We start from the raw sequence: 26,458 nt of genomic DNA on the forward strand, positions 1-26,458 counted from the left end.
GTGCCGATGCCGAAGTTCTTTCTGAAACAGCCAGTTAAACGCCAAGGAGGGGCGCAGCGGTGCTGCGCCCCTCTCTACTCACGGACCTTTGTGGCTCGTCATTCCCCCTACGCGGCCACGGCGGCTTGGGACGTCCGAGCGAGCAGGGTGTCGATGGCACTGCGCCCCTTCCCGCCCGCCTCGGGCATGAAGTGCGCGTAGTAGTCCAGCGTGATGGTCGCACTGGAGTGCCCCAGCCAGCGGGCCAGGGTGACCACGGACTCACCGGCTTCGAGGATCACCGAGGCGTACGTGTGACGCAGCACGTGGAAGCCGTCCTTGCGGGACGCCGCCCATCGCTCGCCTGCCTTCGCTGCTCCAGAGCATCGCCGATGGCCAAGACCGCCTCACTCAGTCGACGAAACGCCTTCGCGCGCAGACCAAGCCGCCTGATACCCCGCTCAAGCGGCTCACGCATGTGTCGCTCGCAAACGACGAAATCTGCGTACCCTGCCGCGCAGGACAGGTAGATCATGTCCGTGAGGTCGTTTCGCCTCCATTGCGTGCCCCTGTTGAGGTGCCGGTTGTGAAACATCTCCCGGTAGAGCCCTGCCGCGGGCAGCACAGCGAAACCCTGCACAGGCTGCTTCTGCCCCCACTGCTGGACCTCCTCAGTAGTCAGGCCCGCCGCGTATGCTCCTTCCGCGATTTCATGTTGGAAATCGCTGAACAGAAAGGCGTCAATGGATCGACGCTTCTGCTGCGAATCCCAGCCCTGGGTGTCCAACCAGTCGCTGTACCGCTGATTCGATGCCGCCCAACCGGTCTCCGGCCCAGGCTCAACATGCTCGGCATCGAGCATGACGTCGATGTAGGTGCTTGCAGACGTCAGGGACATCCAGCGGAAGGCGTCGGCGGCTGAAAGGTCCGACGGTGGCGTGCTTGGCGTTACACCGCGCCTCGGCGAGTGGAGTGCGTTCCGGGGCCAGCGTGAACACGGAAGACGCTCGGGTGCTGTCAGCCCTGCCCTTCCGGCCACGGAACATCTCAAGGATCTCGTCTGCACGCACCTGCAGGGGGTCCCGCATCTGCCAGCCCCTGCTCAGCTGGAGAATGGTCAGGCCGAGGCTGTATCGCTTGTCCGCCACGGACCACTTGGTCGTTTCGTAGTGGTGACCCGCCGAGGCCGGCATGATGATCCGCCTGTTCCGAACCCATTCCGCCAACTGCTCAGCGGACGCGCGATCTTCTCCGCTCACCGTGTCACCGCCTTGCAGAGCCTCGCTGACGGGGCGCCACATGTTCTGGTCCAGATACACGACAAGTCGGTCGTCGAGAGGCTCGGTTCGGCCCCGAGCGGGCACCTCGAAAGTGACCTCGTCGCCGTCACGGGTCACGGCGAGCAGGCCACCCAGAGGTGAATAGTGCAGCCGGACCAGCAGGCTTGTAGGGGCGAACGGCGGGTCTGTCAGGGGCGCCCTAGCTTCCTTGCCGTCTGAGCGCGCGAGAACGACCGAGGAGGTCTCGCGGTCCAAGGTCATCATCACGATATGAGGATCACTCTGCTGATTCACGGAAACATCGTGCAGGCCGGACACCGACGGCCCAAGTGGATATCGGAGAGTCCCCGGCTCCATGCGCAAGCGCCCCAGCCGGTTCGGCCGCGAAGTGGCCGGGCAGTGCATGGCAGGGAGCACCTTCCACAAGTAACTGCTGACGCCATCGGCCTGTTGCGGGATACTGCGGAACGTTCCGAACTGGCGATCATGCGCTGAACTGGGGGAAAGCTGTGGCGGGCGGGAACGATCCTTACGCACGGGAACTCGCACGGCAGGCCAGAGAACGAGAGAAGGCTCAGAAGGCCGCCAAGGCGGAGGCCAGGAAGAAGGCCCGCGCGGAGAAATCGGCCTACGAGGCGGCCCGCGCCCAGGAGGCCGCAGACCGGACGAGCGTGACTGAGCATGACGCTGAACAGCTTTCCCACCTGCTGCGCACGTCCGTTGTGGGTGGGCGCCCGCTGACGTTCGAACGGTTGAAGCAAGAGTTCGTTCCGTCGCCGTTCCTGCCGCCCAAGGGGCGTACCAAGGCTGCTCCTCTGCCCCGTTGGGAGGAGTACGAGCCAGAGCCTCCGCGGGGGCTGCTGGGTGCTCTGGGATTCGGACGGCGAGGGTACGACGCGGACGTCGAGGCAGCGCGCAAGAGGTTCGACAGGGCTCTGCGTGACCACGCACGTGACGAGAAGAAGCGCGTGGCGAAGTTAGAGGAGGCACGGGCACAGCATGAGGAGGGAAACCGGAAAGAGGCTGCCCGAGTCGAAACGTGGAATGCAGCACTGGAGGAGCGTCGCAGCGCCTACCGGGACAGGGATGTCGAAGCCGTCGAATGGTTCGTCGACCAAGTCCTGGCCGCCTCCGTCTATCCACACGGTTTCCCGAAGACCCACCAGGTCTCGTTCCAAGCCGACACCGGCGACTTGCTGATTGAGATCGACCTGCCCTTGGAAGACGTGGTCCCCGCGGCCCGTGCATACCGATACGTGAAGACCCGCGACGAGATCACTCCCGTACCGAGGCCGGACAGAGAACGCAAGGAACTGTACGCGTCGGTCCTGGCTCAGACGGCCTTGCGTACCGTCCACGAACTCTTCGCGTCCGACACGGAAAAAGTGGTCCAGTCCGTCGCCCTGAACGGGCATGTCGCCACTATCGATCGCGCCACGGGGCGGAACGTCCACCCGTGCTTGATCACTCTCCAGGCCGATCGGGCTGAATTCAGCGAGTTGGTCCTGACACAGGTGGACCCGCGGGCCTGCCTGAAACGACTGCGGTCGCTGATCTCTCCCAACCCGTACGAACTCGAGCCAGTGCGCCCGCTGGTCACGTTCGACCTGTCCAAGTTCCGGATCATGGACAGCCTTGATGTCGTGGCCGGTCTGGACAGCCGACCTGTCCTGATGGACCTGACACCCACGGAATTCGAGCACCTCATCCGGCAGTTGTTCGAAGCCATCGGCCTGGACAGCGTGAACACCCAGCCATCGAAGGACGAAGGTGTGGACGCGGTCGCGATGAACACGGATCCGGTCATGAAGGGACTGTGCATTATCCAGGCCAAACGCACCAGGAACGTGGTCCCGTTCGAGACCGTCTCCGCTCTCGCTGGCGTGGTGGAACACAAGCGTGCGGCCAAGGGCATCCTGGTGACGACCTCCTGGTTCGGCCGGGCGAGCGAGGCGTTCGCCAACGAGCACGGGAGGCTCGAACTCCTCGACGGCGCCAATCTGGTCCACCTGTTCAAGGAGCACATGAACCTTGAGGTCATCCCCGGACCGGTACCGCCCAAGCGGCGCCCGCGTTAGAAGTCGCGGGGGCCGATGGAGACATCAGCGTAGGCCGGGCAGCGACAAAACGTCCCGTGACAGTCGCTACGTGGCCCCGAACAATCGATGACCCACATCGCATCACGCATGGTCATACCCGCCCCTTCCGTCCTTGAGCGATGTCAGACTTGGCGGTGGGGAGAGGGGTATGCCATGGGGTTCGGGTTCCGAGTCGGAGTTCCCGGGATGAGCGTGCGGGTTTCGACACGTGGAGTGCGTACCTCCGTCGGTCCGCGGGTGGCGAGGCTCAGCGTGGGCAGCGGCGGAGCCCGGATGTCATCAGGGCTCGGGCCCTTCTACGCATCGAGTTCCCTGGGCGGAAGTCGGCGGCGGACCAGCACCCGACGGTCTTCACGTCCCCGGGCGGTCGTCCCCTCCGCTGCCCAACTGGACCGGGTCCGCCGTCAGGCGGAACGGGCGCAGCAGGACGCCGAGCGCGATGCAGCGATCGCCCAACTGCGCTCGCTGCGGGAGCAGATGACCTGCGTCCACCTGCAGTCGTTCCCGGCGGCTCACCCGCCGACGATCCCGGAGGCACCTCAACTGGGTCTGCCTTGGGCGCTCGCGGAGGCGCAGACTTTCCATCTGCGGGGAGTGGGCCGACTGGCCCGCGCTGAACGGGCCGCGGCGAAGCAACGCGCGCAACAGGACGCGCCCGCGTACCTGGCCGCGGAGTCGGCACGTCTGGCGGCGGTGCACCAGCAGTTGGCCGGCGAGGCCCAGCAGTGGTGGCAGGACCTGGTGGCCAACGACGAGGCGACGGTCTGCGAGGCGGTGAACACGGCCTTTTCCGACAACCCCGCCGCGGGCTGCGCCGTCGGCGTGGACGGGTCCGTGCTGTCGGTGGTGATGCGCCAGCAGGACCTCGACTCCATGCCCACCCAGACCCCCGGACTGACTCCGGGCGGACGTCCGACCCTCAAGAACCTCACCAAGCGGGATCGGCTGCTGTGGTGGCTCACCGCCGTGGGCTCCAACATCGTCGCCACACTCAAGGAGGGCTTCGCCACCGCCCCCGGCATCACTGCCATCGACCTCGCCGTACTGACCCGCCTGCCCGACACACAGCGCCTCGGATTCGTGGTCTACGGCCGCTGGACGCGTCAGGCGATCGAGTCCACACCCTGGCGCACCGCCGAGGACGCCCTGCGCTTCCTGGACATCGGCCAGGACGTCGCCTGCTCGGTCACCACCACCGCGTCCGGCAACCTCTCCAGCACGATCAAGCCGCTGGACACCACACGCGTACCCGGTCTCCAGGAACTCCTGGACCACGCTCAGGACGAACCCGACGCCGGCGAGTCCTCGCTCGCCGACCTCGACATCAGCCTCGGCGCCAACGCCCGCCCCGACCAAGGGAATCCGGTCGTCGACCCATACCGCATCAAGTCCTTCGCCGAGTGGCGGCAGGAGATCTCCTCACCACCGCCTCCCATGCCATCCACGCCTCCCTCGGAACCGACCGCGCTGATCCCCGGCCAGACCCTGGTACTGCCCGACGAAGCCTGGCACGGGCTCCACATCGCCTTCGGATTCGCGGGAGCGGACGCCGACCTCACCCTCTTCCTCACCACGGATGACGGCCGTGTCGCCAGCGACGAGGACTTCGTCTTCTACAACCAGCCGTCCGCCGCCGACGGCGCCGCCCGCCTGCTCGGCAAACAGCCCGAGGGACCGCACACCGTCGAACGCGCCACCGTCCACCTGTCCGCGCTGCCCGAACGGGTCCGGCGCGTGGCCATCGCCGTCAACATGGACGTCGACACCGGATTGACCTGTGGTTCTCTCACTTCCGCCGCCCTGCATATGACGTGCACGACAGGCGCATCCTGGATCTTCCAGCCGCCCGCCGACCCGAACATCCGGGCCATGGTCGTCGCCGAGCTGTACCGCCACATCATCGACGGCCACCCCACCTGGAAACTCCGCGCCATCGGCCAGGGCTGGGCGAACGGCCTCGACGGCCTGGCCCGCGCCTACGGAGTCGACGTCGAGTGACGATCGAGGGCACAGAGTTCTGTCGGCACTTCGAATGGTCTTGCTACGCGTTCACTGCGCCCGGCGCGGCGGTGTGAAGACGTAGAGGTCGCAGATGTCGGGACAGGGAGCGACACCGGGGCCGCCCGCCTGTACCCACGGGGCGATGTCCTCGGTGACGTCGGCGTCGTTGACCAGGACGAGCCAGACCTCGAAACCCTCGGCATCTACCCGGCCGCGAACACGTCCTCGACCTGATCCAGCCGCTCCGTCCACCAGCACAAGAGCGCCTCATCCGCAGTGAACAGCTCATCACAGGAGAGGCCACCACGGTCGTAGCGGAACTCCAACTGCCAGAAGTCCTGCATCCGCTTCCACCACAGCCTGCGGACACCATCCGCGAGCGCGGAGTCCTCCAGCGGCATCACCGACCGGTACCCACCAACGAACGCCGAGACGCGAGCGAGATCGAACACCCCGTCCACCCCGAACTGCACCTGAGCCGTCCGCGCAACCTCTTCCGCACACGGACGCACACCGACTCGGTCCCAGTCCAGGATGGCGACAAGCTCCTCGCCCTCCCACAACAGGTTCCGGTACTGCACGTCACCGTGCGTCCACCCGTGCGCCCCTTCGGGGGACGCGTGCGGTGGGCGCCTGCAGGCGTGATCGGTAATCAGCATTCGGCGGTGATCAAGAGCAGCTACCGCCGCCACGTCGAAGGCGCTGCCGCCCGCTTCGGCAGCCTTCGACAGCCGGTGCGACTTCTCGACGGCTCGCTCAGGCGATGTGACATCCGCAATGACCGTATCGGGCACAGCAGGCAGCAGGCCCTGACCACAAACCCGGCCCAGGCTCACGTGCAGGCGCCCCAGGTGGGCGCCCAACGAGGCCGCCTGTGACAGGCTGAGGTCGACGCCCCGGACGTGAGCGCCCGCCGCCCACGGGAACAGGCACCAGATGCCGCCCTCAACCTCAGCAACCAGCGAGCCGGCAGTGGTGGTGACGGGGGCACCGACCCGGATGCCGTCCTCGGCCAGCGCGCCAAGGACACCAAGATTGCGGATCAGTCGGTCAAGGGGCACATCAGTGACACGCTTGAGTGCGAATGCCCCGGCCGACGTGCCCACCCTCCAGTTCACGTTCATCAGCCCGTCGGCGAGGTACCGGCGTTCCCGCACCTCTCCAATGTCAAAAGCGCCGGCCAACTCAGCGAGAGTGTTGCTGGCGATGTCAGTCCGGTCGGCCGCGGTGGCATCAGTCACTCGGAAGACGATACGTGAGTGCCGCCCACCGAGACGTGAAGATCACTCATCCCACATCCGAGTGCGGGCCGGTCACCCATACCCACAGATGTCCTCTGAGAAGGAGGCCGCTCTCCGGCTTCTCTGGGGTTGTCATCAAGGCAGGGAAAAGGGACTGGCACCCGGGGTAGGTTCACAGGCGCGGAGCCGATATGGGGCCGTCCAATCCGGGAATTTTCGCAGGAGAGCAACCTCCGCAGATGTAGAGGGGACCAAAGACCAAACGGCCTTGGTCACTCATCATCGTCGCCGACAGTGGAAGTCACAGGTGACCACCGATTACCCCTGCATGCTGTGGCTGTGGGGCCATCTGCCCGGCCTCGGACCGCCGCGAGTACCGTCGCTGAAGCCTTCCCTGCGCCGGAAAACCGATCAAAGTTAGCGGGAGATGGGACATCGATAGACTCCGATGGCGACCATCTAGAAAATTTAGCATCAGTCACCATTATTCCCCATTTGGTTTCGGCACTCTGAATATCGTTCCGCCTTATGGGTAAGATGATTCATCCACTCGCTTGGTCGCTGCGAACGAGTTCAGTACCCAAGATGACCGGCTCGGTATCGGGGTGGGAAAGCCAGCTGCGCAACTTGATCACCGATCTGCGCGCGTCAGCAAACGGCCGAACTCAGGACTTCCCGCCGTCCCTGGAGGACCAACCTTCCCGTCGCATACTGGCAGATCTCGCCCGAGCAGGAGTACTGAGCCAGATCGAAGGCCGTTTCCTCCCAACCGGGTCAGCCACACAGTGGCTGGAGAGCGGCGATCCGTGCGACCTGATTGGCATCTTCCATCGGCATGTCCGGTTCATCGGAGAACTGATGGGAGCACTGTCCGAGCAGCCCGCAACACACCAGGAACTAGCGGACACTGCGCGGCGCTTCGGGCTCCCCTGGGACTCACCTGGTCCGGTACGCGACCGTACGAACTGGCTGCGAGCCCTCGGCTTGGCGGATCTGTTCAACGGAAAGGTGCATTTGACGGCAACAGGGCAACAAATCCATCCTCTCCTCGTTCCTGGCAGTCAGGAGGTCGACGACGAGCCGGGCGACCTACCGACACCCCCACCAGTCCTGGCCCTGATGCTCAATCAGCTCGACCAGCAAGCCTTGCGAGACCGCCCCTACGCTTCAGCACTGTACGTACCAGGACAGCAAGACAACGATGGTCGACTGGAAGCGCTACGACTCCTCACGGACGCAGCCATTCCCTCGATCACCGACGATGCGTTCACCGCACTGATCCGAGAGGCGTTCCCGGGCGTCAAGACCTCGTCGAGTGCCAAGAGCGCCCGAGAAGCGGCCAAAGCGTTGGGCCTTATCCGGCGCGATTCGTCAACCAGTTGGACCGCCACTGAGGCGGGCACCGCTTGGGTGGTCAGCAACGAGCCTCTCGACCTGGCCAGGATCATTCAAGGCCACGTCCTCTACTTCACCGAAATCCTGCACGAACTCGATACCGTGACGACTCCGACCGCCGCCTCCCTCGCAGATCGGGTACATGCCTATACACCCCCTGGCGGTCGCCGGCTTCCCGCCACCGCGATCAAGGCCCGCCTGGACCTGCTGATGGCCTGCGGCTTGGTGGCCAAGCCTACGTCCACCACATACCGTGTCACGGCCCTGGGCCGGGCGTTTCGTACGGGAACCCCGTATATGGCGCCGCCGGACTCATCGTCGCTTCCTGAGCCCGACACCGCCACTGCGCCTGAGTCGAAAACAGTTGCTGCGCGAAGTGAAGCGCTCGCTGCGGAAGTGGAGGCGGCAGCATACGACAGCTCGTCTCCCGAGCGTCTGGAGTGGGCAGTCATCGCGGCCCTCGCCTACCTCGGCATGCCCGGCCACCACATCGGCGGTCAGGAAAACGCCGATGGCGTCGTCCGTATTGGCATGGGCGTTTACCGTCGCGTCCTCACCGTGGAAGCCAAGACCTCCGCCAAGGGACGCGTCGTCTATCAGTCCCTCTCACGGCTTCCGGTCCATCGAGCCAAGGTCGGTGCCGACCTCACTCTGCTCGTCGGACCTGGCTTCGATCCCAGGCTGCAGGAAGAGGCGGACAGCGATCCCTCAATCGCCCTTGTCTATACCGGCACTCTGGCCGAGGCAGTCCGGACTCAGGCACTCACCCCCCTGACGCCCACGTCTCATCACCCACTGATCGATCCCGCTCTGGCAGCCGACCAGCGCGACGACCTGCTTCGCCAGGCCCAGCAGGATCAGCTGCGTCACGCTCAGCTTGAACGTGCTCTGCTCGACATCCTCCTTAGCGAGGCCGATGATCCGCTGCACGAAGGCGCATGGCTGGAAGTAACCGACCTCAGGCGTGAACTTCGTGCCCGCGGGCAGCGCGTGGACGCGGACGAGGTGACGAGCACACTCGCCTTTCTGGCATCACCGCGTCTCGCAGTCGTGGAGAGGTCAAACCATGGATACCGAGCAATCGCTTCCGCTCACACTGCGCTTCAGCGACTGGAAGGGATGGGGCACCAGTGGTTTCTTCTGGGTTCCACACCAACGCAGGGCTGAGCGGCCGGGAACTGTACACCCGCGTTTTGTGGCCGCGTGACCTTTCCCGCATCCTTTGGTGCCGCTGGGCAGAGCCGTCTGGACCATTCACCTCGGCTGTCCGACCGAACTGTCATGCTTCCTTAATGGCCAGCAAGAACAAGAGGCGGCGAGGGCGGCCCGCCGCGTCTGTGAAGCAGAGCGACCCGAACAGCGGACCAGCAGAGTCCCTGTGGACGAAGACACGCTCAGGGGCACGTGCCGGCCGCGGCTTCCACTACCAGGACGCCGTCGGAGCATGGCTGTGTGGTCGTGTGCTGTCCAGCACCCTCGTCGTCGATCGCATCGTCCCCGAAGGGTTTGAAGACCTCTCCTGTGAAGGCCAGACTCCCTGGCATGTCCAGGTGAAGTCACGCCAGGAAAGAGTCGGTGACTTCGCAGCCTCCGACGTGGCGGAGCATCTGGTCGCCATGGCCAAAGCGCATGCTAGACGCGAACAGGCGGAAGTGTCCGGTCGGCCGGTGCTCGTTCTCGAACGACCCGTGAACGGTGAGTGGTTCACTCGGTGGGGTCAGCCCTTGAGTGAGCTCCAGACGGACCATCAGGTGCTGCGGGAACTCGGCATAAAGGCTGCCCAGGCCGGTCTGAGCAGGGACGAGGTCGACGCCTGGTGCGCCGCTGTCAGCCTCTACGTGCTGCCGTGGCGTGTCGCTGCGGAGGAGACCTGCACCGCGGTGGTGCAGCGGTTCGGGCTGTTGCCAGCGGCAGCGGAGCCAGTAGTGCTCGCCTTGCGTAACGCCGTGGCAGATCACGCTGACACCAATGCGGAGATGAGCCTGGCGAAGGCGGCCGGTCTCAGCCGGACGAGCATCGAGCGCCTCGCGCAGGAAGTCGCGGAAACCATCGATCAGGAGTCGCTGGAAGCGGCACTGACTGGGGGGGTCTGCGAGCCCGTGGACTTCGACCGGCCACTTCGGTCAGCCAGCTTCTACGAGGGCATCGATGTGCAGCCCGGTCATATCGCCGCTGGCCTGCCCGCTCCCAGGCCGATTGTGACTGGTCAGGTTGTCACGGCGATCGACCGCGAGGAGAGTATTCTCGTCACCGGACCGTCCGGGGTCGGCAAATCGACCGTGATGTGGACGGCCGCCTATGTGAGCAGGCACGTTCTCTGGTACCGGGTCAGGCGTCTACGGAACGAGGACATCGCCTCGCTGGTACGACTTGCCAGAGCGTTGAAGCCCTCGGCGCGATCGCCGGTCGGATTTGTGGTGGATGGCATCGGGATCGGAGCGGCAGAGGCGTGGGACGCTCTGCACCGTGAACTCGCGCCGATTTCCGGCGTCCTATTGCTGGGCTCGGCCCGGAGCGAGGACCTACTTCCGCTCCGAAGCCGGGCCGACTGCGCTCAGATCGCAGTCACGCTCGATGAGGATGTCGCTCAGCAGATCTACGCCGGCCTGTGCGCGTCCGGAGCCACGAAAGCTGCGCACTGGCGGGAGGCATACGAAGCAGCGGACGGCCTGACCCTTGAGTTCACACACCTTCTTACCAGTGGACGGCGGCTCTCGGATGTCCTGTCGGAGCAGGTCGACCGGAGGGTAGTCGAAGGGCGGCAAACGGAGATCGATATTCTTGCCAGGATCTCGGTAGCCCATCGGTGGGGCGCCGACCTGCCGGTGCGGGCCCTCCAGCGACAACTCGGCGTCGGTGACGCAGACCTTCGAGTGGCGCTGTCCCGCCTGCTCAATGAGCATCTTGTCCACGAGCAGATGGGACGCCTGTCTGGGCTTCACCAGTTGCGCTCCAGCAGGTTGGCCGAGGCTGTGCATACGGTGCCACCACCGATGCTGAACGAGACCGTCATCGCCGTGATGCAGATACTGTCGGACAGCCAGCTCCAGCCGTTTGTGGCGGGCGTTCTCGGCGAGCGTCCTGATCTGGATTCCGTCGTACTGGAGCAGATTAGGATCGAGCTGGGGCGCAGGCCCGGAGTAGGTGCGCCCACCGGTGTCCTCCAGGCACTGCGGTTGGTCGATTTCACCCGGTGCGCTGCTGACTGGGCGCGAATCCTCGACCAGCACGAAGTGGCCCCTGCGCACCGTCGTACTCTCCTGCAATTTGCGGTACTGGGCGGGGACCCGCTGCCCAACCTGAAACCCGAGATCGCCGCAGCTATCACCGAGATCGGCGCAGCCGGTCCGCCCGGCTCGCCGTTGCGCGACGCCCTGGCGGAGCAGTTCGGGACCGCCGCATTGGCGCGTGTCCTGGCGCAATGCGGGGAAGTAGCCGAAGCACAGCGGCTTCTGGCTGTGCTCGTCGGAGCGGATCTGGATCTCACGGGATGGCCGCCGATTCTCGCGGACTCACCGTTCGGGCTGCTGCTTGTCGGGTCATCAGTCGAGACCCTGGGGGACATCCTTACCGCCGCGCGCGCAGTGTCGGTGACTCTGGCCACCGGCCTGATGGATCTCATGGGCGGCGAGGAGGCTGTCCTGGCCAGGCTCGGGTCCCATTTCCCGTGGCTCGTCGAGACATCCGTGGTGGAGCGGGACGGCAGTCCGGTCGCGTACGCCCGGCTACTGCACGTGTCCGATCTAGCTCAGCCAGACGTGGAGCAGTCGATTCGGGCGTTCGGCCGGATCCTGCTGCGCTGCCTTCCGCGCTGCGAGAGCGTGGATGTCCAGATCTTGCTCCCCGGTGAAATCCCCTTGACCTTCGGTGATTTCACGAGTGGAATCAGCCGCCTGCAACGCCAGTACGACCGGCCGTCAACCCAGTTGGCATGGATCCGCGCGCAGGCCCTGCTCGCTACGACAGCGGCCGGCACAGCCGACTGGACAAGTCGGACAGTTAACGCTGGCAGGGTGATCCCGGTACTGTACAAGTACTTGACGGACCTCACTCGGATCTGGTGTACCGGCCGCAGCCGCCCCCAGGACATCGCGAAGCTTCGCACCATGCAGGCGGCTCTTCAGGACCAGGCCGCCGCGTTCTCATTGCCTGCAAACAGCACACTCCTGTCCGCGATGCCCGCCGACGGTACCGCTCCAGGCGGTGAGGTAGATCACCTACACCAGCTCGTGGACGGGATCGCGGACAATCTCACCCGAAGGATCGTCGGCCCCGAGGAGTACCGCTCACTCGCCTGCTACGCCCGAGACACCTTGAGGGTCAGCGTGGCTCGCGTACGGAAGCAGGAACGCTGGCATCTGATCGATCAGGAATCACCCATCGTCCTCGACCAGTTGGCGAAGACTCTCACCGACCTGCACGCCGTTCTCGCGGAACTCGCCTGGGGCACCGTCGGGCCTAAGGCACTCAGGACCGAAGCGCGATCCGGGCCATCCGCACAAGCACTCGCCAGGGCGGCGGACCTCGCCCGCAGGGCTGCCGACGTACGAGCGAGCGCCGTTCAGCAGAAGCTCCAGACCGACGCAGAAGCCGCGGGGCTCTCTGTTCAGCTCTACGCTCGGCCACTCTCTGACGCCAACGCGACGATCTGGCCAGCGGTGGAATTGGCGGTGAGTGTGGAGCTCGACGGTCCCACCCAATGGGCGGCAGCACTGGAACAGCTAAGCACCCTGATGCGACACGACCACGTATCGCAGGGCAACCGTAGCGCCGTTCTACTTGTGCCCTTCGTTGACGGCAGGCCAATCAGACTCCTCGCGCACAAGCTCCAGTCGACGCTTTGGCGGGCAACCGACCTCTTCGATAACTGGAGCAGCGCACTTCCCAATGCCTACTCGACGCCGCTTACCGATGCGGTCATCAATGCGCACCAAGCTCTTCAGTTTCTCTCTGGTCTGGCGCATCTGATGACTATGCGAGAGCCCCACCCGCAGCACCAGATCATCGCGGATCAAGCCGCAGTGCAGTTCCAGCAGGCGCACCGCGCCGTCACAGAACTCCGCTCCGTGGACACGGTCATCGACAAGGTCGTGGAATTCCTCAGCTCCCTCGCTCGTCGAGTGGAAGGCGAGTTTACAGATGAAGCAGCTCTCCGAGATTCGGGCGTACCGAACCTCGCGGTCGCCATTGCTCAAGGCGTGACCGGTCATCCAACGGATGACTACCAGCTTATGGACGGCGTGATAACGGTCGCCCTGCAATGGGACCTCGACCCCGACCGTGCCGCACGGCTCCTCGCCGAAGCAGACGATTGAGGCCCATGTATCGGAAGCTGCTCGCCCGACGACTCGCACTGGGCGAGTGCCCTACCTGTGTCGTCATCAGAAAGATGCCACGAGGAAGTCGAATAGAAAAACCCGCAGGTCAGTCTGCATTTTCCGCCCTTTCAAGGGGTTGTGAAGCGGCCAGCGCGTCAAACGAGCGACTGCACGCACCTCCAGTACGCAGTCGACGCCGCGGCCGCTCTCGGCACCCGCTGCGTCGGCATGTTCGAGCCGCGCCCCCGACCGGCCGGTCGTCGACAACCACCGCGGCAGTAAGAAAGACCTCAAGGCTCCGCGCAACGGTGTCCCAGCCGGTTCGGCTGTGCAGCAGCCGGGCAGCGCATGGCACGGAGCACCTTCCACAAGTACCCGCTGACGCCATCGACCTATTACGGGACACCCTGGCCTACGAAGCAGCCCGCGCCTAGCAGGCTGCGGATCGAACGAGCGTGACGCCGAGTAGCCTTCCCAACTACTACCCCTGTCCGATATGGGCGCGCTTGCACTGACGTTCCATCGGTAGCCCCCATCCGCGCGGGGCCACAGCGAAGTGCAAAGACGGCACCTACTCGCACAGCACCCACGCCCGCGGCGCCTGCTCTCTTCACGGGAGCATGAAGCGCTGGTGTCGGTAGCTGCCGACCAGCGAGCAAACCTCGCAGTTGCATCGGCTGCGAGGCGTTCGTCCTTCTGCAAACCCCGGCTGGATCAGTGCGCCTGGGGTTTACTTATGAGGCTGAATTGACTCCGCGACCTGCGCTTTCACTCCAACTTGAACGGGTATCTGGACTAGAGACATCACTCGCATGGATGCTGTACGCGTGGACCGCCCAGCTGGCTGTCAGTGGGGGATGCTTGACTGGTGGTAGCTACGGACAGGGGGTTCGCTATGTCGACGGTGATTCGCAAAACACCGGAGCAGTTGCGTGAGCAGCGAAGCAGGCTACTCACTGAGGTCGGCATGACCTACGAAGAGCTGCGCGACCGGGCCGAGGTGTACAGCCTGTCAATGGACGAGTTGGACGTCTGGCACACCATCGAAGGAATCGACTACCTTCTCGACGGTGACAGCCGAGGAGACGTCGAAGCTCGACGAGCTGGCGACCACGTTCGCCGATGATCTGACCGCACTGACGCAGGGCGTTCTAGGCAAGGAGGCCCCGCGTTTCGCTGCCCTCAATGTGGGTCATCGGGTGCGCGTCTCACCAATGTCGGCAGATGAGAAGGTGCAGCGGATCGCGGTCTCGGTGAACGGCGAGCCGGTCATCAGTCTGATGGTCCGGTACTACTGCTGCTGGGATGGCAGCAGTACCTACCTGGCAACGGACCAGGCGGACATCCACGTTCACTACGCCGGGATATCGGATCCGTTGATTCGCTTCGAGTATGTCCGGAGCAGCAAGGAGCCGCCTGGCGCGCACGTTCAGGTACACGCGCACCGGGACGAGATGGCGTACTTGCTCCGCCTAGCGGATGCGGGAAGGCCCAAGCAAGGCTTTCGCCGGCGCAAGCTCCCGCGGCTGTCAGAGATGCACTTGCCTGTGGGGGGGCATCGGATGCGGCCTTCGCTTGAAGATGTGCTGCTGTTCCTGAAGCGGGAGTTCGCCATCGACACAACGCCAGCTTGGCGCACGGTGATTGATGAGCATTTGAGGACCTGGCGCAAGATCCAGTTGATGTCTGCTGTCAGGGATGCTCCGGAGGCTGCTGTCGAGGTTCTACAGATTCTGGGTTACACGGTCGAGCCACCTGCGGTGCCTGCGCCGCGAATACCTCTCGAACAGATCAAACTGTTCTGGCCGTAGTCGTCACCACGAAAGGCCCTGACCACATCGGCCGAGGCGGGATTGCCCCCGCATCGGCGGCAAGCGCGCCCTGGGACCGACGAGATCGTCCGCGCCGCCTCCACCGTCGTCACCAAGGGCTGGCTCACGAGCAAGTACTACCTCTTCGGGATCCTCGACGCCCCCGCCAGCAGGACCATCACCGACATCCGTCCCATCCGCGACGAGATCAAGCACCGCGCCCGCGGGCTGCTCGACGACCTCGGTGTCCTGACACAGCGCTGATCAAGCCGACCGACGGCACATGCGGCCGGGCTTCCAATGCAGCCCGTAGGCCACTGCCACTGCAGCCTGGAAAAGTATCATCGCCTACGACAGCTGAGCATCCCCTTGCCTAACCGTCGCCTCTGACTCGTTGGGCCCCTTATACAGAGAGCCTGGCGGTCGCACCAAGCCAGCCGACCGCCTTCAAGTCGCGGATCAGCCACTCATAGGCAAGTGCAGTTGCCGGGCGGCGTGCCCCCGTGAGCAGTTCGCGATCTTCGTAGTAAGGCTGATGGAAGTTCGTCTTTGAATCGACCGGACCATCGGGAAATGGCGTGGCAGGGCCGAACCCTGGCTGGGTCCAAAGGTCCAGGTTCACCTCAGGTGAGTCCGGACGGTGCCCTGTTGCGTGGGGACGAAGAGTGTAGAGCAGGCCGCTGTGCAACCCATCCGTATCGTCCTCCGGCATGACCACCATGCCCTCGGCCCTCACGGGCAGGGCGGTGTAAAGGCCCAACGCGACGGCGAAGGACGGGAAGTTCAGTTCGACCAGTTGTCGATAGCCGACGATGGAATCCCGCAGGATCTGTTCGGCGATGTTCAGCGTCAGCATCGGGGAGTACCCCTGCCAGACCGATCCCCGCCGCGGCGTTTCCTGGTCCGGTTCTCCGTACGGTCTGTGCAACACCTCGTCCGTCACGCCAGCCAGCTGCGAGTACAGGAACCGGACGTCCGCAGAGTCGTATGTATAGCCCGCAACCTGATGGGTATAGGACACCGATGTCCGCACACCCTCCATCATCGCTTCGACCTGCTGGCGCACTTCTGGTACGGAGACCGAATTGGGGGAGCTACTTCTGCGGCGGAGTCCCTGGACAAGGTGCCACAGCCTCTCATAGGCCAGCGGAGAATCCGGCGGCACCGTGAGAGCACCCCGCCGAACTACACGCTCCAGGGGTTCACGGATTCGGCCGCGGGCCCAGATCCACCTGCCCAGCGGCTCTGCGGGAAAGAGGTGCTGGCTCCACCAGCGCCATTCGGGGTCGTCACGGTGTGACGGATGCGAGGCCAGCGGAGTCACCGCGGGCGGCTCGGAGGAGTATCTCGATGGAGAGATGGCCACCCAGCCCTCCTTCGCCCACACTCCCCACCGCGGAAGGCGTCCATCTCGCAGCAGGAGAAGCGAGTCACCCAGCGGGCCAGAACCCTCCACGAATGCTTCGAGCGCCTCGCGGAGCCATGCACCGACCGCTTCGGCGGCTTGGAGTTCGTCGGGTTCGGCCGGGATGAGTCCAGCGACTGCCGTCCTGGCCTTTTCCTCAGCGTCGCGTGTTCCGTCATCCGCCTTGGTGCCCCGAGCGATCTCGTCAAGAACCCAGGAAGCGGCTGCGGGGTTGGCCCGCGCCAGGCGAAGCATGAAGTCCTCTGCCTCATCCGAGTCACTCGCACTCACCGCGAAAGCGATCGCATAGCGCCACCGGGGGAACGCGTCGGCAAGGACGATCTCTTCCAGCTGCGCGGTGCCCCTACGCAAAGCCTGTGCGCCGAAGTGCTGTTCGAAGACGGGCAGGGCGAAGCGGAGCCGCGCACCTTCGTGGACAACCAAGCCTGTGTCGATCAATTGCCACACCTCGGCTTCATGTCCGAAGTGCTGAGCGGAGACGGAGCCCCCGGCGTTCAAGACGCGCACGGCGAGGCGAGCGAGGCTGTCCCAAGTCTGTGGAGCTGGGTGCCCCCTGCGCCGGCCTTTGATGACGGAAGCAGCCAGACCAGACAACAGCTCCAAGCTGGAAACCCGCGTGTGTTCACCAGCGAGAAGGCGAGACGCGACGGACAGGACCTGGAGGGGGCTGGTCAGCAGGTCCTGCACTTCACGGTCCCGGAAATGCATTCGCGCGTCGTCGCCGACGACAAGGTCCAGAAGTTCCTTGCCACGCCGCACCGGCCACGGGGCAACCACGTGCACCGCGGCTCTGCCCACGTCGACGCCAGGTCGACACGTGGCAAGAATTCGGGCGGTCGGATGAGCGGCAAGCAAGAACCTGGCCTCATACAGGAGCTGTGCAGTCTGCTCGGGTGAGATCCCGTCGAGGTCGTCGATCACGATATGTCCGAGTCCACTGGTCACTTCGCCGCCCGCCCGCGTGATGGCATCCAGAAGATCGGGTACTGCCTTACGGGCCTCCACCCATACGGGGATCGCAGTATCAGGGTCCGCCGCGGCCTCGCGCAGTCCTTCCCGCAACCACCGCTCGGCTTCCTCGCTCTTGCCCGCTCCCATCGGCGCAACAAGAACCGCCAGAGTGCCGACGGGGACAGTCACCACGGGCACGGAAGACGCGTCAGCCCAATCTAGAACGGCACCCGCACGTTCCTCGGGCACAAGGCTCAGACGAGCCTTGCGACGGTACTGCGAGGCATCAGCCGCTGCAGCGAGCGCATCCAGCCGGGGCCGAGTTCCGGCGGAAACGACGTCGAGCAGTTTCGCAATAAGGTCACCGGATGTGATGGCGCCGGCGTAGGTACGACGGATGGACTCGTACCGGTCCAGGTCGCGACACAGCCTGTCGTAGTGCCATACGGCCCAGCCCTTGAGCCCGAGCCTTGCCGCGTAAGTGGAGATGAATTGTTCGATCTGAGCAATGCCTCCGCTGCCGGGTACGGGAGTCAGAACCACATTGGTGGTGAAGATCAGGTACTCGGGAAGCCTGTCCCGTTTGGAAGTCGGACTCAGCCATGCTTCGAATTCTTCCTTGATCTGCCCCCTCAGCCAGGAGACCGCATCCAGGGGCTGCTGATCCGTCCGCTGCCGGAACTTGGCCTGCACCACCCCGTAGCCATCCCATGCCTCAAGCACACTCGGATACGGCACTCGCCCCTCGAACGTGGCCTCGCGGCCGCCGTCCTTGCCGTCCCCGAAGACTGAGACACCGGGCCCGAGGATCTCCTGGGCCAGCGCTTGTGACACATGCTCGAACTCACGGGTGCTCAAGCCGCTGAGGTTGTGATCCACCCGACCATGATGCCGCTACGGCCTCCTTCCCGAGCGCCCCGCGGGACTTTCACCAGCCGTCTGCCTCCAAGGGTGCGCCCTATGCGCACTTGCGTGCGCCCATCGTTCGACTCGTACCTTGCGGCGTTGGTCTTAGGTCTCGCTGCGATCCACCGGAGAACAGGGGGAACAGGTGCCGAAGTCGGCTGAAGAAGCACTTGAAGATCTCGCGCGGTATTCGAACGTAGCTGTCCATTCCACCTCGGCAGTCGCCGGGGACGTCGGTGCCGCAGCCGCAGAGGACGACGAAGAGCGCAAAGACAAAGACCTCGAAGCCCTCCGACGCAAGCCGGGCCTGCGTCCGTTAGATACCTCAGATGTCGACGGCTCGGTCCGGCTGACGCCGTGGGACGTCCTGCACACCCTTGCGCGAGCCATCTCCTTGGCACGCCGAGGAGCAGCCCGCGGCCTTGCCGAGCACTGGGGCAGCCTGAAATACAGCCTGGCCCTCAACGGCAGCCCCACGTCGTTCATGGGGCTCTCCGCCGAGGGGAAGGACACGGCCGACTACTACAAGGCGCTCCAGTCCGGAGAGCTCGGGGTCGGATTCGCGCTGGCCGTCGCGGAACGGATTCTCAACCGACACTACCCGGATCATGCAGTGTCGATCGTTCCCTCGGACACAGCCCTCCGCGCAGGCTGGGCCCTGAACAGCAAGGACAAGGGCGCCACGGTGGGCTACCGGTACCGCCCGCAGTACTTCGGCGAAGTCTGGAAACCAGGAGAATCGTCGCGGATCTTTCCTATCGTCTCCCGCGGAAACCATGGCACGGCGACCACCTCCTACGGCCAACTCGCCGACGCCTCTGCCTACGTAGAGGGAGTCCACATCGGCGTCTACGATCAGACACCCGGCCTGATCTTCAGCACACAGCTCCCGCTGGACGAGGCGCTCACCGTGCATGCTCTCAAGGCCGAAGGCTCGGACGGCTGGTTGCCCAGTACAGACACTTCCCTGCTCGGGAACCTGAACACACAGCTCCAGGACGAGGCATGGCCGCCGGGCATTCACCTACCGGCCGAAAACGGCAAAGGGCCGTCCGCAGAACCTGGCATTCACGTCACCGAGGAAATCACCGGATGGTTCCAGCGAGTCCTCGTACGCACATCCGCTGCGGGGCTCACCGCCTTCGCCGGCGACGGAGACTCCACCGCCCCGTACCTCACCACCCGCCAGGGAAGCCGCCGCTTCTCCGCCGGCATCGCCCACGCAGCCACCGACAGCGTCCAGGACGCCGAATGCACTCTGCTCGGCGTCCCGTTCGTCGGCACCGACCACGTCTTCCGACTCAACGGAACACGCGTGGAGGCATTCTCCGGAGTCCAGGCCGATCTCTTCGGCCACCTGAGCCGCGGCCAGCTGGAGCAATATCGAAGCGATGTCTACGCTTTCCGCTCCACGTGGCCTTCCGGCACATGGGACAAGAAGTGGGGCGGTCCCGTCTCGATACATCAGGACGGCTCCGTCTTGGCCATTCACCTGCTGCCCTGACGATGGGCAGCCTCATCAGGAGATAGTGGAGAGGCACGCAAAACGGGTGGTAGCAACTACCGACGGCTTCTATCCCAACCCTCGGCAGCTACCGCCTGTGATCATCGGTCCCATCGGAGCAGTTCCTCTCGTACCCCCCACCGAGCACGCAATGGGCGATTCTCTGGGGAGAATCTGGGGAGTACGAGCGGCTCTGGGGAGCACGTGGGGAGAATCGACTGCGTAACCAGGCACGACCGTGAAAGACCCAGAAAGGCGGATCAGCCCAGGCCAGAGACGTTCCCAGCGACATCACCGCAGGTCAGCACCCCGAGGTAGACAACTTCAAGAAGATCTCTTCATGGGCGGCGATTCTGTTCGCTCCGACGCTGGTCGGGACGATCTACGGCATGAACTTCAGAGAGATGCCAGAGTTGCACTGGGTACTCGGATACCCCTTCGCCATCGTCCTGATGGCAGTCGTATGCACCAGTTTGTACTTCATCTTCAAGCGGAAGGACTGGCTCTGAGTAACCGGCCGACGAGGGCCTGCGCCAGGGCCTCGCGGGAGCCGAGGCAGCCGCCAGAAGGACCGCCCACGGCCGCTGGGGAGAATCTGGGGAGAAAAGGCAGACCACACCTTGTGCCTCCATGATCGGGCTCGCCCGGCTCCCCGCTCGGCCCCCTGCAAAGCCCGCCGGTCCTGCGGTACATCACAGACAGTGCCTGCTTGGCGTCGCCGGCAACTCGCAGTCGTGCTTCCTTGCACTCCGGACGTGGAGTCGTGGTCCTGGGTAGGTGTCTCAATCGCTGCCGGGTTGGACGAGCTTGAAGACGAGGCGGGCGGCGGCCCGTTGGGCGGCTTGACGCAGGCGCATCGGGGCTGGGCGGGCCGGAGTCTGCGCGGGAGCGCCTGCCAGGCGGGGGAAGAGGATTTCGGCGTTGGTGCGGTTGACGGCCTGGAGGACACCGGGATCGACACCGCTGTCGAGGCCGTTGGCGAAGTACTGGCTCGCGATGGCGGGGGCGAACGGCCAGTCGCTGCCGAAGAGGATGTGTCCCGGGCGGGCGAAGGCGAGCAGCGTGGGCAGGGCGGCGGAGCTGGAGGACAGCGCGGTGTCGAAGTAGAGGCCGCGGAAGTCGTCCAGCACGTCCAGGGGGCTGCGTCCGGTGTCGCCGGCGATGGCGACGGCCATGCGGTGGGAGGCGTAGGGCACGAAGCCGCCGGCGTGGCTGAGGATGAACCGGATGTTCGGGTACGTGCGTACGACGCTGTTGCGGACCAGGAGGTATGCGGCCCGGGTGGTGTCGAGGAGGAAGTCGGCGGCGAACGGCGGGATCCCGTCGACAGCGGGTGCCGGGAGGTCGGCGGGGTGGACGAACACGACAGCGCCCCGGTCGTTCAGGGTCTGCCACAGTTCGTCCTGGCCGCCCGCGCCGACGTAGACGCCCTGGTTGTTGGCGAGCAGGGTGACCCCGTCGGCCCCCAGCTCGTCCAGGGCCCGCTTGGCCTCGACTGCGGAGGCGGCGGCATCGGGCATGGGCAGCGTGGCGAAGTACCCGAAACGGCCCGCGTGTTCGGCGGCGAGGGACGCGGAGAAATCGTTGAGCCGCCGGGCCAGGTCGGCGGCCTCACCCGGATCGGTGAGGAAGCCGGTGCCCGGGGTGGAGACGGACACGATCGCCGTGGCGGTGCCCAGCAGGTCCATCACCTCCAGGGCCGGCTCGGCGCTCCACTCGGGCAGCTCACGGCCGCCGGCCTCGGCGATGCCCACCTGGGCGAGGAGGTCCCGGTAGAAGGAGGGAACGATGTGCTGGTGGACGTCGACCCGGCCCGCCGCGCCGGTCACGAGGCGTCCCCCTGGGCCTTCTGGGCGGTGAGCAGGTCGAGCGCCACGTCGGTGAGCATGTCTTCCTGGCCGCCGACCATGCCCCGCCGTCCGACCTCGACGAGCGGGGCACGCGCGTCGATGCCGTAGCGGGCAGAGGCGGACTCGGCGTGGCGCAGGAAGCTGGAGTACACGCCGGCGTAGCCGAGGGTGAGGGTTTCGCGGTCGACCTGAACGGGGCGGTCCTGCAGCGGTCGTACGAGGTCGTCGGCTGCGTCCTGCAGGGCGAACGGGTCGCAGCCGTGAGCGTGTCCGAGCTTGTCGGCGGCGGCGATGAACACCTCCAGCGGGGCGTTGCCAGCACACAGGGTCATCCCTTGCTCCTCGACGCCATGCGGGCGGCCGCGTCACAGACCAGCTGTGCGTGCAGCTCGAACATCGCCACCAGGTCGACGGCGTCGCCGTGGATCTCCCGGTGCACGAACAGACCGTCGGCGCCGGCGACGGCGTAGGTGGCGAGCGTGCGCACGGCGTCCTCGTCCAGATCCGGGAACACGGTCCCGGCCACCTCGGTGATCTTCTGGGTGGCGATGTCACGGACCTGGAGGAACACCGTCCGCCCCCGGGGCTCGGTGGGCCGCCGCTCCAGAGCGAGCATCAGGCCGAGGCGCAGGAAGTCCGGCGCGTCGACCAGTGACCTGGCCACGTTCGCCGCCATGACGGTGACGCGCTCCAGCGGCGTGCCCGTCTCTTCGCCGGGCAGCTCGACGGCTGCCAGCCAGGTCTCGAAACTGCGCTCGATGACGGCGGCGATCAGGTCGTCCTTGTCCTTGAAGTGCCAGTAGATCGAGCTCGCCGGCAGCCCGCACTTGGCACTGACCGCCGCGATGGACGTGCCCTCGTAGCCGCGCTCGCCCGCGATCTCCACCGTGGCGTCGAGGATGCGCTGCCGTGACTCCACCCCGTTCGCTCGCTTCTTGCGCGTCGTCTGCGGCCTGCTCATCGGATGTGCCCTTCCTGTCGTGCCGGCACTTGACCCCGTTCCGCAGCCACTTTACCGTAGCGATCGCTCCAACTGGAATAAACACTACAGCAACGTGTTCGCAACACACCGCGACAGGGACGACAGCGAGGTGCCTGGTGAGCGAGTTCAGAGCCGGAGACGTGACCTACGACGTGGCGGTGATCGGCTACGGCCCCACCGGCGTCACCGCCGCGAACCTGCTGGGGGCGATGGGCCTACGGGTCGTCGTAGTCGAACGCGACGCCGAGGTCTACACCCGCGCCCGCGCGATCTCCACCGACGAGGAGGTCCTACGGATCTGGCAGCGCACCGGTCTGGCCGACCGGCTGAAGCAGGACATGCTGGCCGAGCGGCCCCTCGATTTCGTCGACGCGCGCGGCCGGCCGTTCCTCAGCGCGCACCCCACCCCGCGCGGACACGGGCATCCGCCGCAGATGTTCATCTACCAGCCGGCGCTGGAGCGGGTCCTGCGCGACGGTGTCACCCGCTACCCGAACGTGGAGGTGCTGCTGCGGCACGAGTGTCTGCGGCTGCGACAGGACGGCGACGGGGTCGAGCTCACGGTGGTGGGTGCCGACGAGTCAGTACGACGGCTGCGCGCCTCCTACGTCATCGCTGCCGACGGCGGCTCCAGCCTCACCCGTGCCCAGCTCAACATCGGCTACGAGGGCAAGACGTACGAAGACCGCTGGGTCGTCATCGACACCGAGATGCTGAAGCCGTGGCCGGACCACGACCGGCTGCGCTTCCGCTGCGACCCGGCCCGGCCCGCCGTCGACTGCCCGACCCCGCTCGGGCACCACCGCTGGGAGTTCCCGATCCTGCCCGGCGACGACGAGCAGTACCTGACCACAGACGACGCGATCTACGCGATGGTGTCGCGGTACGGGATCAGCCGGGGCCAGATCAAGATCCTGCGGGCCACCGTCTACAGCCACCACGTGCGCTTCGCCGCCCGCTTCCGCATGGGCAGGGTCTTCCTTGCCGGCGACGCCGCCCACGCGATGCCGCCGTGGATCGGCCAGGGCATGGCCGCCGGTGTGCGGGACGCGGCCAACCTGTGCTGGAAGCTGGCCGCCGTACGGCGCGGCGAACTGCCCGAGGCGGTGCTGGACAGCTACGAGGCCGAACGCAAGCCGCACGTCAAGGAGATCACCAGGCGGGCGGTGTTCGTCGGGCGGATCATCACCGAACGGCGCCTCCCGGTGACCCGCATCCGGAACACCGCACTGCGCGGCCTCAACCGCGTACCGGGCTTCAGCAACTGGCTCCAGGACTCCAACTGGATACCCGTCGCCCACTACTCCGCCGGCTTCCAGGTCGGCCCCCGCACCAAGGCGTCCGGCCACCAGATCCCGCAGCCGTGGGTGACCGGCCCCGACGGTGAACGCGTACGGCTGGACGACGTACTCGGCGGCCGCTGGCTGCTCCTGTACGGCGGGCACCCCGTGCCCCAGCCCGCGTGGAACCGCCTCGGTGTTCCCTCGCTGACCGTCACTCCGGCCGGCTCCGATCCGGCCGAGGGCACGGTCGTCGACAGCGACGGCGTTCTGCTGCCCTGGATGGCCGGGCACCGCGCGGCCACCCTCGCACTGCGCCCGGACGCCTACGTCTACGCAGCCGCACCCACCGGCGCCCCACTCCCGCCGCCTCCCGCCGGTTTCGCCCCGGCGTCGCGCGCGACCACCTCGATCGCCCGGTAAGGACCGCTATGACCACGCACACCGAACTGCCGTCGATGCAGGAGTCCCTGCTCGACGTCGCCGGTAAGAAGATCTTCGTCGCGGAGACCGGAGACGGCCCGCCCGTACTGCTGCTGCACGGCGGCGGACCCGGCGCCTCCGGAATCTCCAACTACCACCGCAACATCGCCGAGTTGGCCAGGGAGTACCGGGTCATCGTCCCCGACCTGCCCGGCTACGGCCGCAGCACCAAGGGCATCGACGGTGCCGACCCCTTCGGGTACCTCGCCGGCTCGATCCGCGGTCTGCTCGACGCATTCGGCCTGGACAAGGCCCACATGGTCGGCAACTCCTACGGCGGTGCCTGCGCCCTGCGCCTCGCCCTGGACACCCCCGACCGCGTCGACCGCATGGTCCTGATGGGCCCCGGTGGCATCGGCACCACCCGCGCCCTGCCCACCCGTGGCCTCAACAGCCTGCTCAACTACTACTCCGGGGACGGCCCTTCCCGGCTGAAGCTGGAGAAGTTCATCCGCAACCACCTGGTCTTCAACGCCGCCGACGTGCCGGACAGCGTCATCGACGCGCGCTATCGCGACAGCATCGACCCGGAGGTCGTCGCGGCTCCACCGCTGAGGCGTCCGAAGTCGCTGCGCGCCTTGTGGAAGATGGACTTCACCCGCGACGCCCGGCTGTCCCGGCTGCCCGTGCCGACCCTGGTGCTGTGGGGCGCCGCCGACAAGGTGAACCGGCCCAGCGGCGGCCGGATGCTGGCCGAGCGGATGCCCAACTGCGATCTGTACGAGGTCGCCAACACCGGTCACTGGGTCCAGTTCGAACGCGCCGAGTTGTTCAACCGGCTGTGCGCCGACTTCCTGGCAGGCCGCCGATGAACGCCACCGCCTCGGTCTTCGGCGCGGTCCACTTGGGCTACGTCGTCATCGAGACCAACCGCTTCGCCGACTGGCGCCGCTTCGGCACCGAGGCCATCGGCATGCACCGTGAGGACCTCGACTCCGGCCTGATGCGGTTCCGGCTCGACGACCAGGAGTGCCGTTTCCTGCTCAGGCGTGGGCCCGCCGAGGACGTCGTCGCCAGCGGCTGGCACCTCGACGACCACACGACCTTCGAGCAGATCGAGGCCCGTATACGCGCCCACGGCGTCCCCGTCGTCGAAGGCACCGCGGAGGACGCCGCCCTGCGGGGCGTCGAGCGCCTGCTGCGTTTCCCCGGCCCGAAAGGCATCACGCAGGAGATCTACACCACCCCGGTGAAGTCCGCCGAGCCGCTGCGGATGCTCGCGTCCGGGTTCGTCACCGGCGACTCGGGCATGGGCCACATCGCGATCACGTCCACCAAGCCGGCTCAGCTGCGGGGCTACTTCAACACCGTCTTCGACGCCCGGCTGACCGACTGCATCGACGAGACCATCGGCGGCGTCAAACTCAAGATCCGCTTCCTGCGGGTCAACGAACGCCACCACTCCATCGCCATCGCCGCCGTCCGCGGCCTGCCGATCGACCCGGTCCGCACCCGCGTCCAGCACCTCAACATCCAGGCCGCCACCCTCGACGACGTGGCCCGCAGCTACCAGCGGGTGCACGAACTCGGCTTCGACATGGCCCTGTCCGTCGGCCAGCACACCAACGACAAGGAACTCTCCTACTACGCCCGCACCCCCTCGGGCTTCGAGTGGGAGGTCGGCTGGAACCCCGTCGTCATCGACGAGACCACCTGGCAGCCCACCACCCACCAGGGCATCAGCATCTGGGGCCACACCCGTGTCGGCCAGACGATCATCGACAAGCTCGACCAGTTCCGGCTCGGGGCCCGCTCCCTCGCCCACCCCGAGAAGACCGTCCCCGCCCTCAGCGGCACAGGTATCCCCGACGACTGACCGCCGGGCCGGAGCAGAGTGCCTACAGCTCGGCGAGGTTCGCGGTGCGTGGCTTCACGGAGTCGCTGCGCCAGGAGATGCCGGCAGCCGGCCGGCGTCAACCGAGCCGCATTCGTCGTCTTCGATCGCAGGACGG

At 65.9% G+C, this 26,458-nt stretch carries 18 protein-coding genes and 3 pseudogenes; 13 read left to right on the top strand and 8 right to left on the bottom strand.

Annotation, left to right across the window (positions count from 1 at the left end; all coding sequences use genetic code 11):
* Window positions 1-107: 107 nt before the first annotated feature.
* From ACZ5K7_RS00720 to ACZ5K7_RS00730, 3 genes and pseudogenes are all read right to left on the bottom strand, one after another.
* Window positions 108-338: pseudogene (locus ACZ5K7_RS00720) on the bottom strand (tyrosine-type recombinase/integrase); the annotation flags it as partial.
* Window positions 278-841 carry a hypothetical protein gene (locus ACZ5K7_RS00725; protein WP_468908875.1) on the bottom strand — a complete coding sequence of 188 codons (564 nt, stop codon included), beginning with the start codon at window positions 839-841 and terminating at the stop codon, window positions 278-280. The pseudogene ACZ5K7_RS00720 and the gene ACZ5K7_RS00725, both read right to left, overlap by 61 nt.
* Entirely contained in the window at window positions 819-1,553 is a 735-nt protein-coding gene (locus tag ACZ5K7_RS00730; RefSeq protein ID WP_468908877.1) for a hypothetical protein, read from the bottom strand. The genes ACZ5K7_RS00725 and ACZ5K7_RS00730 overlap by 23 nt, the downstream gene beginning before the upstream one ends.
* A 215-nt stretch (window positions 1,554-1,768) precedes the next feature.
* Here ACZ5K7_RS00730 and ACZ5K7_RS00735 point away from each other — a divergent pair, with 215 nt between their 5' ends.
* Both ACZ5K7_RS00735 and ACZ5K7_RS00740 read left to right on the top strand, forming a co-directional pair.
* Window positions 1,769-3,337: a restriction endonuclease gene (locus tag ACZ5K7_RS00735; protein WP_468908879.1), complete on the top strand. Its 1,569-nt coding sequence runs from the start codon at window positions 1,769-1,771 to the stop codon at window positions 3,335-3,337.
* Window positions 3,338-3,631: 294 nt separating this feature from the next.
* Complete coding sequence (locus ACZ5K7_RS00740) at window positions 3,632-5,356, top strand: TerD family protein (protein ID WP_468908882.1); 1,725 nt, start codon at window positions 3,632-3,634, stop codon at window positions 5,354-5,356.
* A 206-nt stretch (window positions 5,357-5,562) separates the two neighbouring features.
* On the opposite strand, the gene ACZ5K7_RS00745 is transcribed toward ACZ5K7_RS00740, so the two are convergent.
* Complete coding sequence (locus tag ACZ5K7_RS00745; RefSeq protein WP_468908885.1) at window positions 5,563-6,600, bottom strand: phosphotransferase; 1,038 nt, start codon at window positions 6,598-6,600, stop codon at window positions 5,563-5,565.
* 585 nt (window positions 6,601-7,185) lie between these two features.
* Between ACZ5K7_RS00745 and ACZ5K7_RS00750 the strand changes: the two genes are divergently transcribed.
* The 6 genes from ACZ5K7_RS00750 to ACZ5K7_RS00775 all read left to right on the top strand — a co-directional run bounded on the left by ACZ5K7_RS00750 (window position 7,186) and on the right by ACZ5K7_RS00775 (window position 15,388).
* Entirely contained in the window at window positions 7,186-9,162 is a 1,977-nt protein-coding gene (locus ACZ5K7_RS00750; RefSeq protein WP_468908888.1) for a hypothetical protein, read from the top strand.
* A 125-nt stretch (window positions 9,163-9,287) separates the two neighbouring features.
* Window positions 9,288-13,310 carry a hypothetical protein gene (locus ACZ5K7_RS00755; RefSeq protein ID WP_468908891.1) on the top strand — a complete coding sequence of 1,341 codons (4,023 nt, stop codon included), beginning with the start codon at window positions 9,288-9,290 and terminating at the stop codon, window positions 13,308-13,310.
* 524 nt (window positions 13,311-13,834) lie between these two features.
* Complete coding sequence (locus tag ACZ5K7_RS00760) at window positions 13,835-13,954, top strand: DUF3761 domain-containing protein (RefSeq protein WP_468909837.1); 120 nt, start codon at window positions 13,835-13,837, stop codon at window positions 13,952-13,954.
* A gap of 254 nt (window positions 13,955-14,208) precedes the next feature.
* On the top strand, window positions 14,209-14,439 hold the full coding sequence (locus ACZ5K7_RS00765; protein ID WP_468908894.1) for a hypothetical protein: 231 nt from the start codon (window positions 14,209-14,211) through the stop codon (window positions 14,437-14,439).
* The gene (locus tag ACZ5K7_RS00770; RefSeq protein ID WP_468908897.1) at window positions 14,384-15,124 is read left to right on the top strand and encodes a hypothetical protein; all 741 of its coding nucleotides are present in this window, start codon (window positions 14,384-14,386) and stop codon (window positions 15,122-15,124) included. Before ACZ5K7_RS00765 ends, ACZ5K7_RS00770 begins: the two co-directional genes overlap by 56 nt.
* 42 nt (window positions 15,125-15,166) lie before the next feature.
* Window positions 15,167-15,388, top strand: a complete 222-nt coding sequence (locus ACZ5K7_RS00775; protein WP_468908900.1) for a hypothetical protein — start codon at window positions 15,167-15,169, stop codon at window positions 15,386-15,388.
* A gap of 139 nt (window positions 15,389-15,527) precedes the next feature.
* Here the strand turns inward: ACZ5K7_RS00775 and ACZ5K7_RS00780 are convergent, their stop codons facing one another.
* Window positions 15,528-18,380 (bottom strand): NACHT domain-containing protein, encoded by a 2,853-nt coding sequence (locus ACZ5K7_RS00780; protein ID WP_468908903.1) that lies wholly within the window; start codon window positions 18,378-18,380, stop codon window positions 15,528-15,530.
* Between the two features lie 172 nt (window positions 18,381-18,552).
* Here ACZ5K7_RS00780 and ACZ5K7_RS00785 point away from each other — a divergent pair, with 172 nt between their 5' ends.
* The gene (locus tag ACZ5K7_RS00785) at window positions 18,553-19,911 is read left to right on the top strand and encodes a hypothetical protein (protein ID WP_468908906.1); all 1,359 of its coding nucleotides are present in this window, start codon (window positions 18,553-18,555) and stop codon (window positions 19,909-19,911) included.
* A gap of 317 nt (window positions 19,912-20,228) precedes the next feature.
* A pseudogene (locus tag ACZ5K7_RS00790) lies at window positions 20,229-20,420 on the top strand (CorA family divalent cation transporter); the annotation flags it as partial.
* A 273-nt stretch (window positions 20,421-20,693) separates the two neighbouring features.
* On the opposite strand, the gene ACZ5K7_RS00795 reads toward ACZ5K7_RS00790, so the two are convergent.
* The 3 genes and pseudogenes from ACZ5K7_RS00795 to ACZ5K7_RS00805 form a co-directional block, all read right to left on the bottom strand.
* A complete protein-coding gene (locus ACZ5K7_RS00795) occupies window positions 20,694-21,740 on the bottom strand; it encodes an amidohydrolase family protein (RefSeq protein WP_468908909.1) in 1,047 nt (348 codons plus the stop codon).
* Window positions 21,737-22,081 (bottom strand): annotated as a pseudogene (locus tag ACZ5K7_RS00800) (4-hydroxy-2-oxovalerate aldolase); the annotation flags it as partial. The pseudogene ACZ5K7_RS00800 and the gene ACZ5K7_RS00795, both read right to left, overlap by 4 nt.
* A gap of 8 nt (window positions 22,082-22,089) precedes the next feature.
* On the bottom strand, window positions 22,090-22,722 hold the full coding sequence (locus tag ACZ5K7_RS00805) for a TetR/AcrR family transcriptional regulator (protein ID WP_351697915.1): 633 nt from the start codon (window positions 22,720-22,722) through the stop codon (window positions 22,090-22,092).
* 137 nt (window positions 22,723-22,859) lie between these two features.
* Between ACZ5K7_RS00805 and ACZ5K7_RS00810 the strand changes: the two genes are divergently transcribed.
* Genes ACZ5K7_RS00810 through ACZ5K7_RS00820 form a run of 3 tightly spaced genes read left to right on the top strand, consistent with a single transcriptional unit; the run spans window position 22,860 to window position 26,322 of the window.
* Window positions 22,860-24,446, top strand: coding sequence for a bifunctional 3-(3-hydroxy-phenyl)propionate/3-hydroxycinnamic acid hydroxylase (locus ACZ5K7_RS00810; RefSeq protein WP_468908912.1), 1,587 nt, complete (start codon window positions 22,860-22,862; stop codon window positions 24,444-24,446).
* 8 nt (window positions 24,447-24,454) lie between these two features.
* Window positions 24,455-25,318: an alpha/beta fold hydrolase gene (locus ACZ5K7_RS00815; RefSeq protein ID WP_468908915.1), complete on the top strand. Its 864-nt coding sequence runs from the start codon at window positions 24,455-24,457 to the stop codon at window positions 25,316-25,318.
* Window positions 25,315-26,322 carry a VOC family protein gene (locus tag ACZ5K7_RS00820; RefSeq protein ID WP_468908918.1) on the top strand — a complete coding sequence of 336 codons (1,008 nt, stop codon included), beginning with the start codon at window positions 25,315-25,317 and terminating at the stop codon, window positions 26,320-26,322. Before ACZ5K7_RS00815 ends, ACZ5K7_RS00820 begins: the two co-directional genes overlap by 4 nt.
* Window positions 26,323-26,458: the final 136 nt, after the last annotated feature.

Source organism: Streptomyces sp. NPDC031497, from assembly GCF_055580905.1.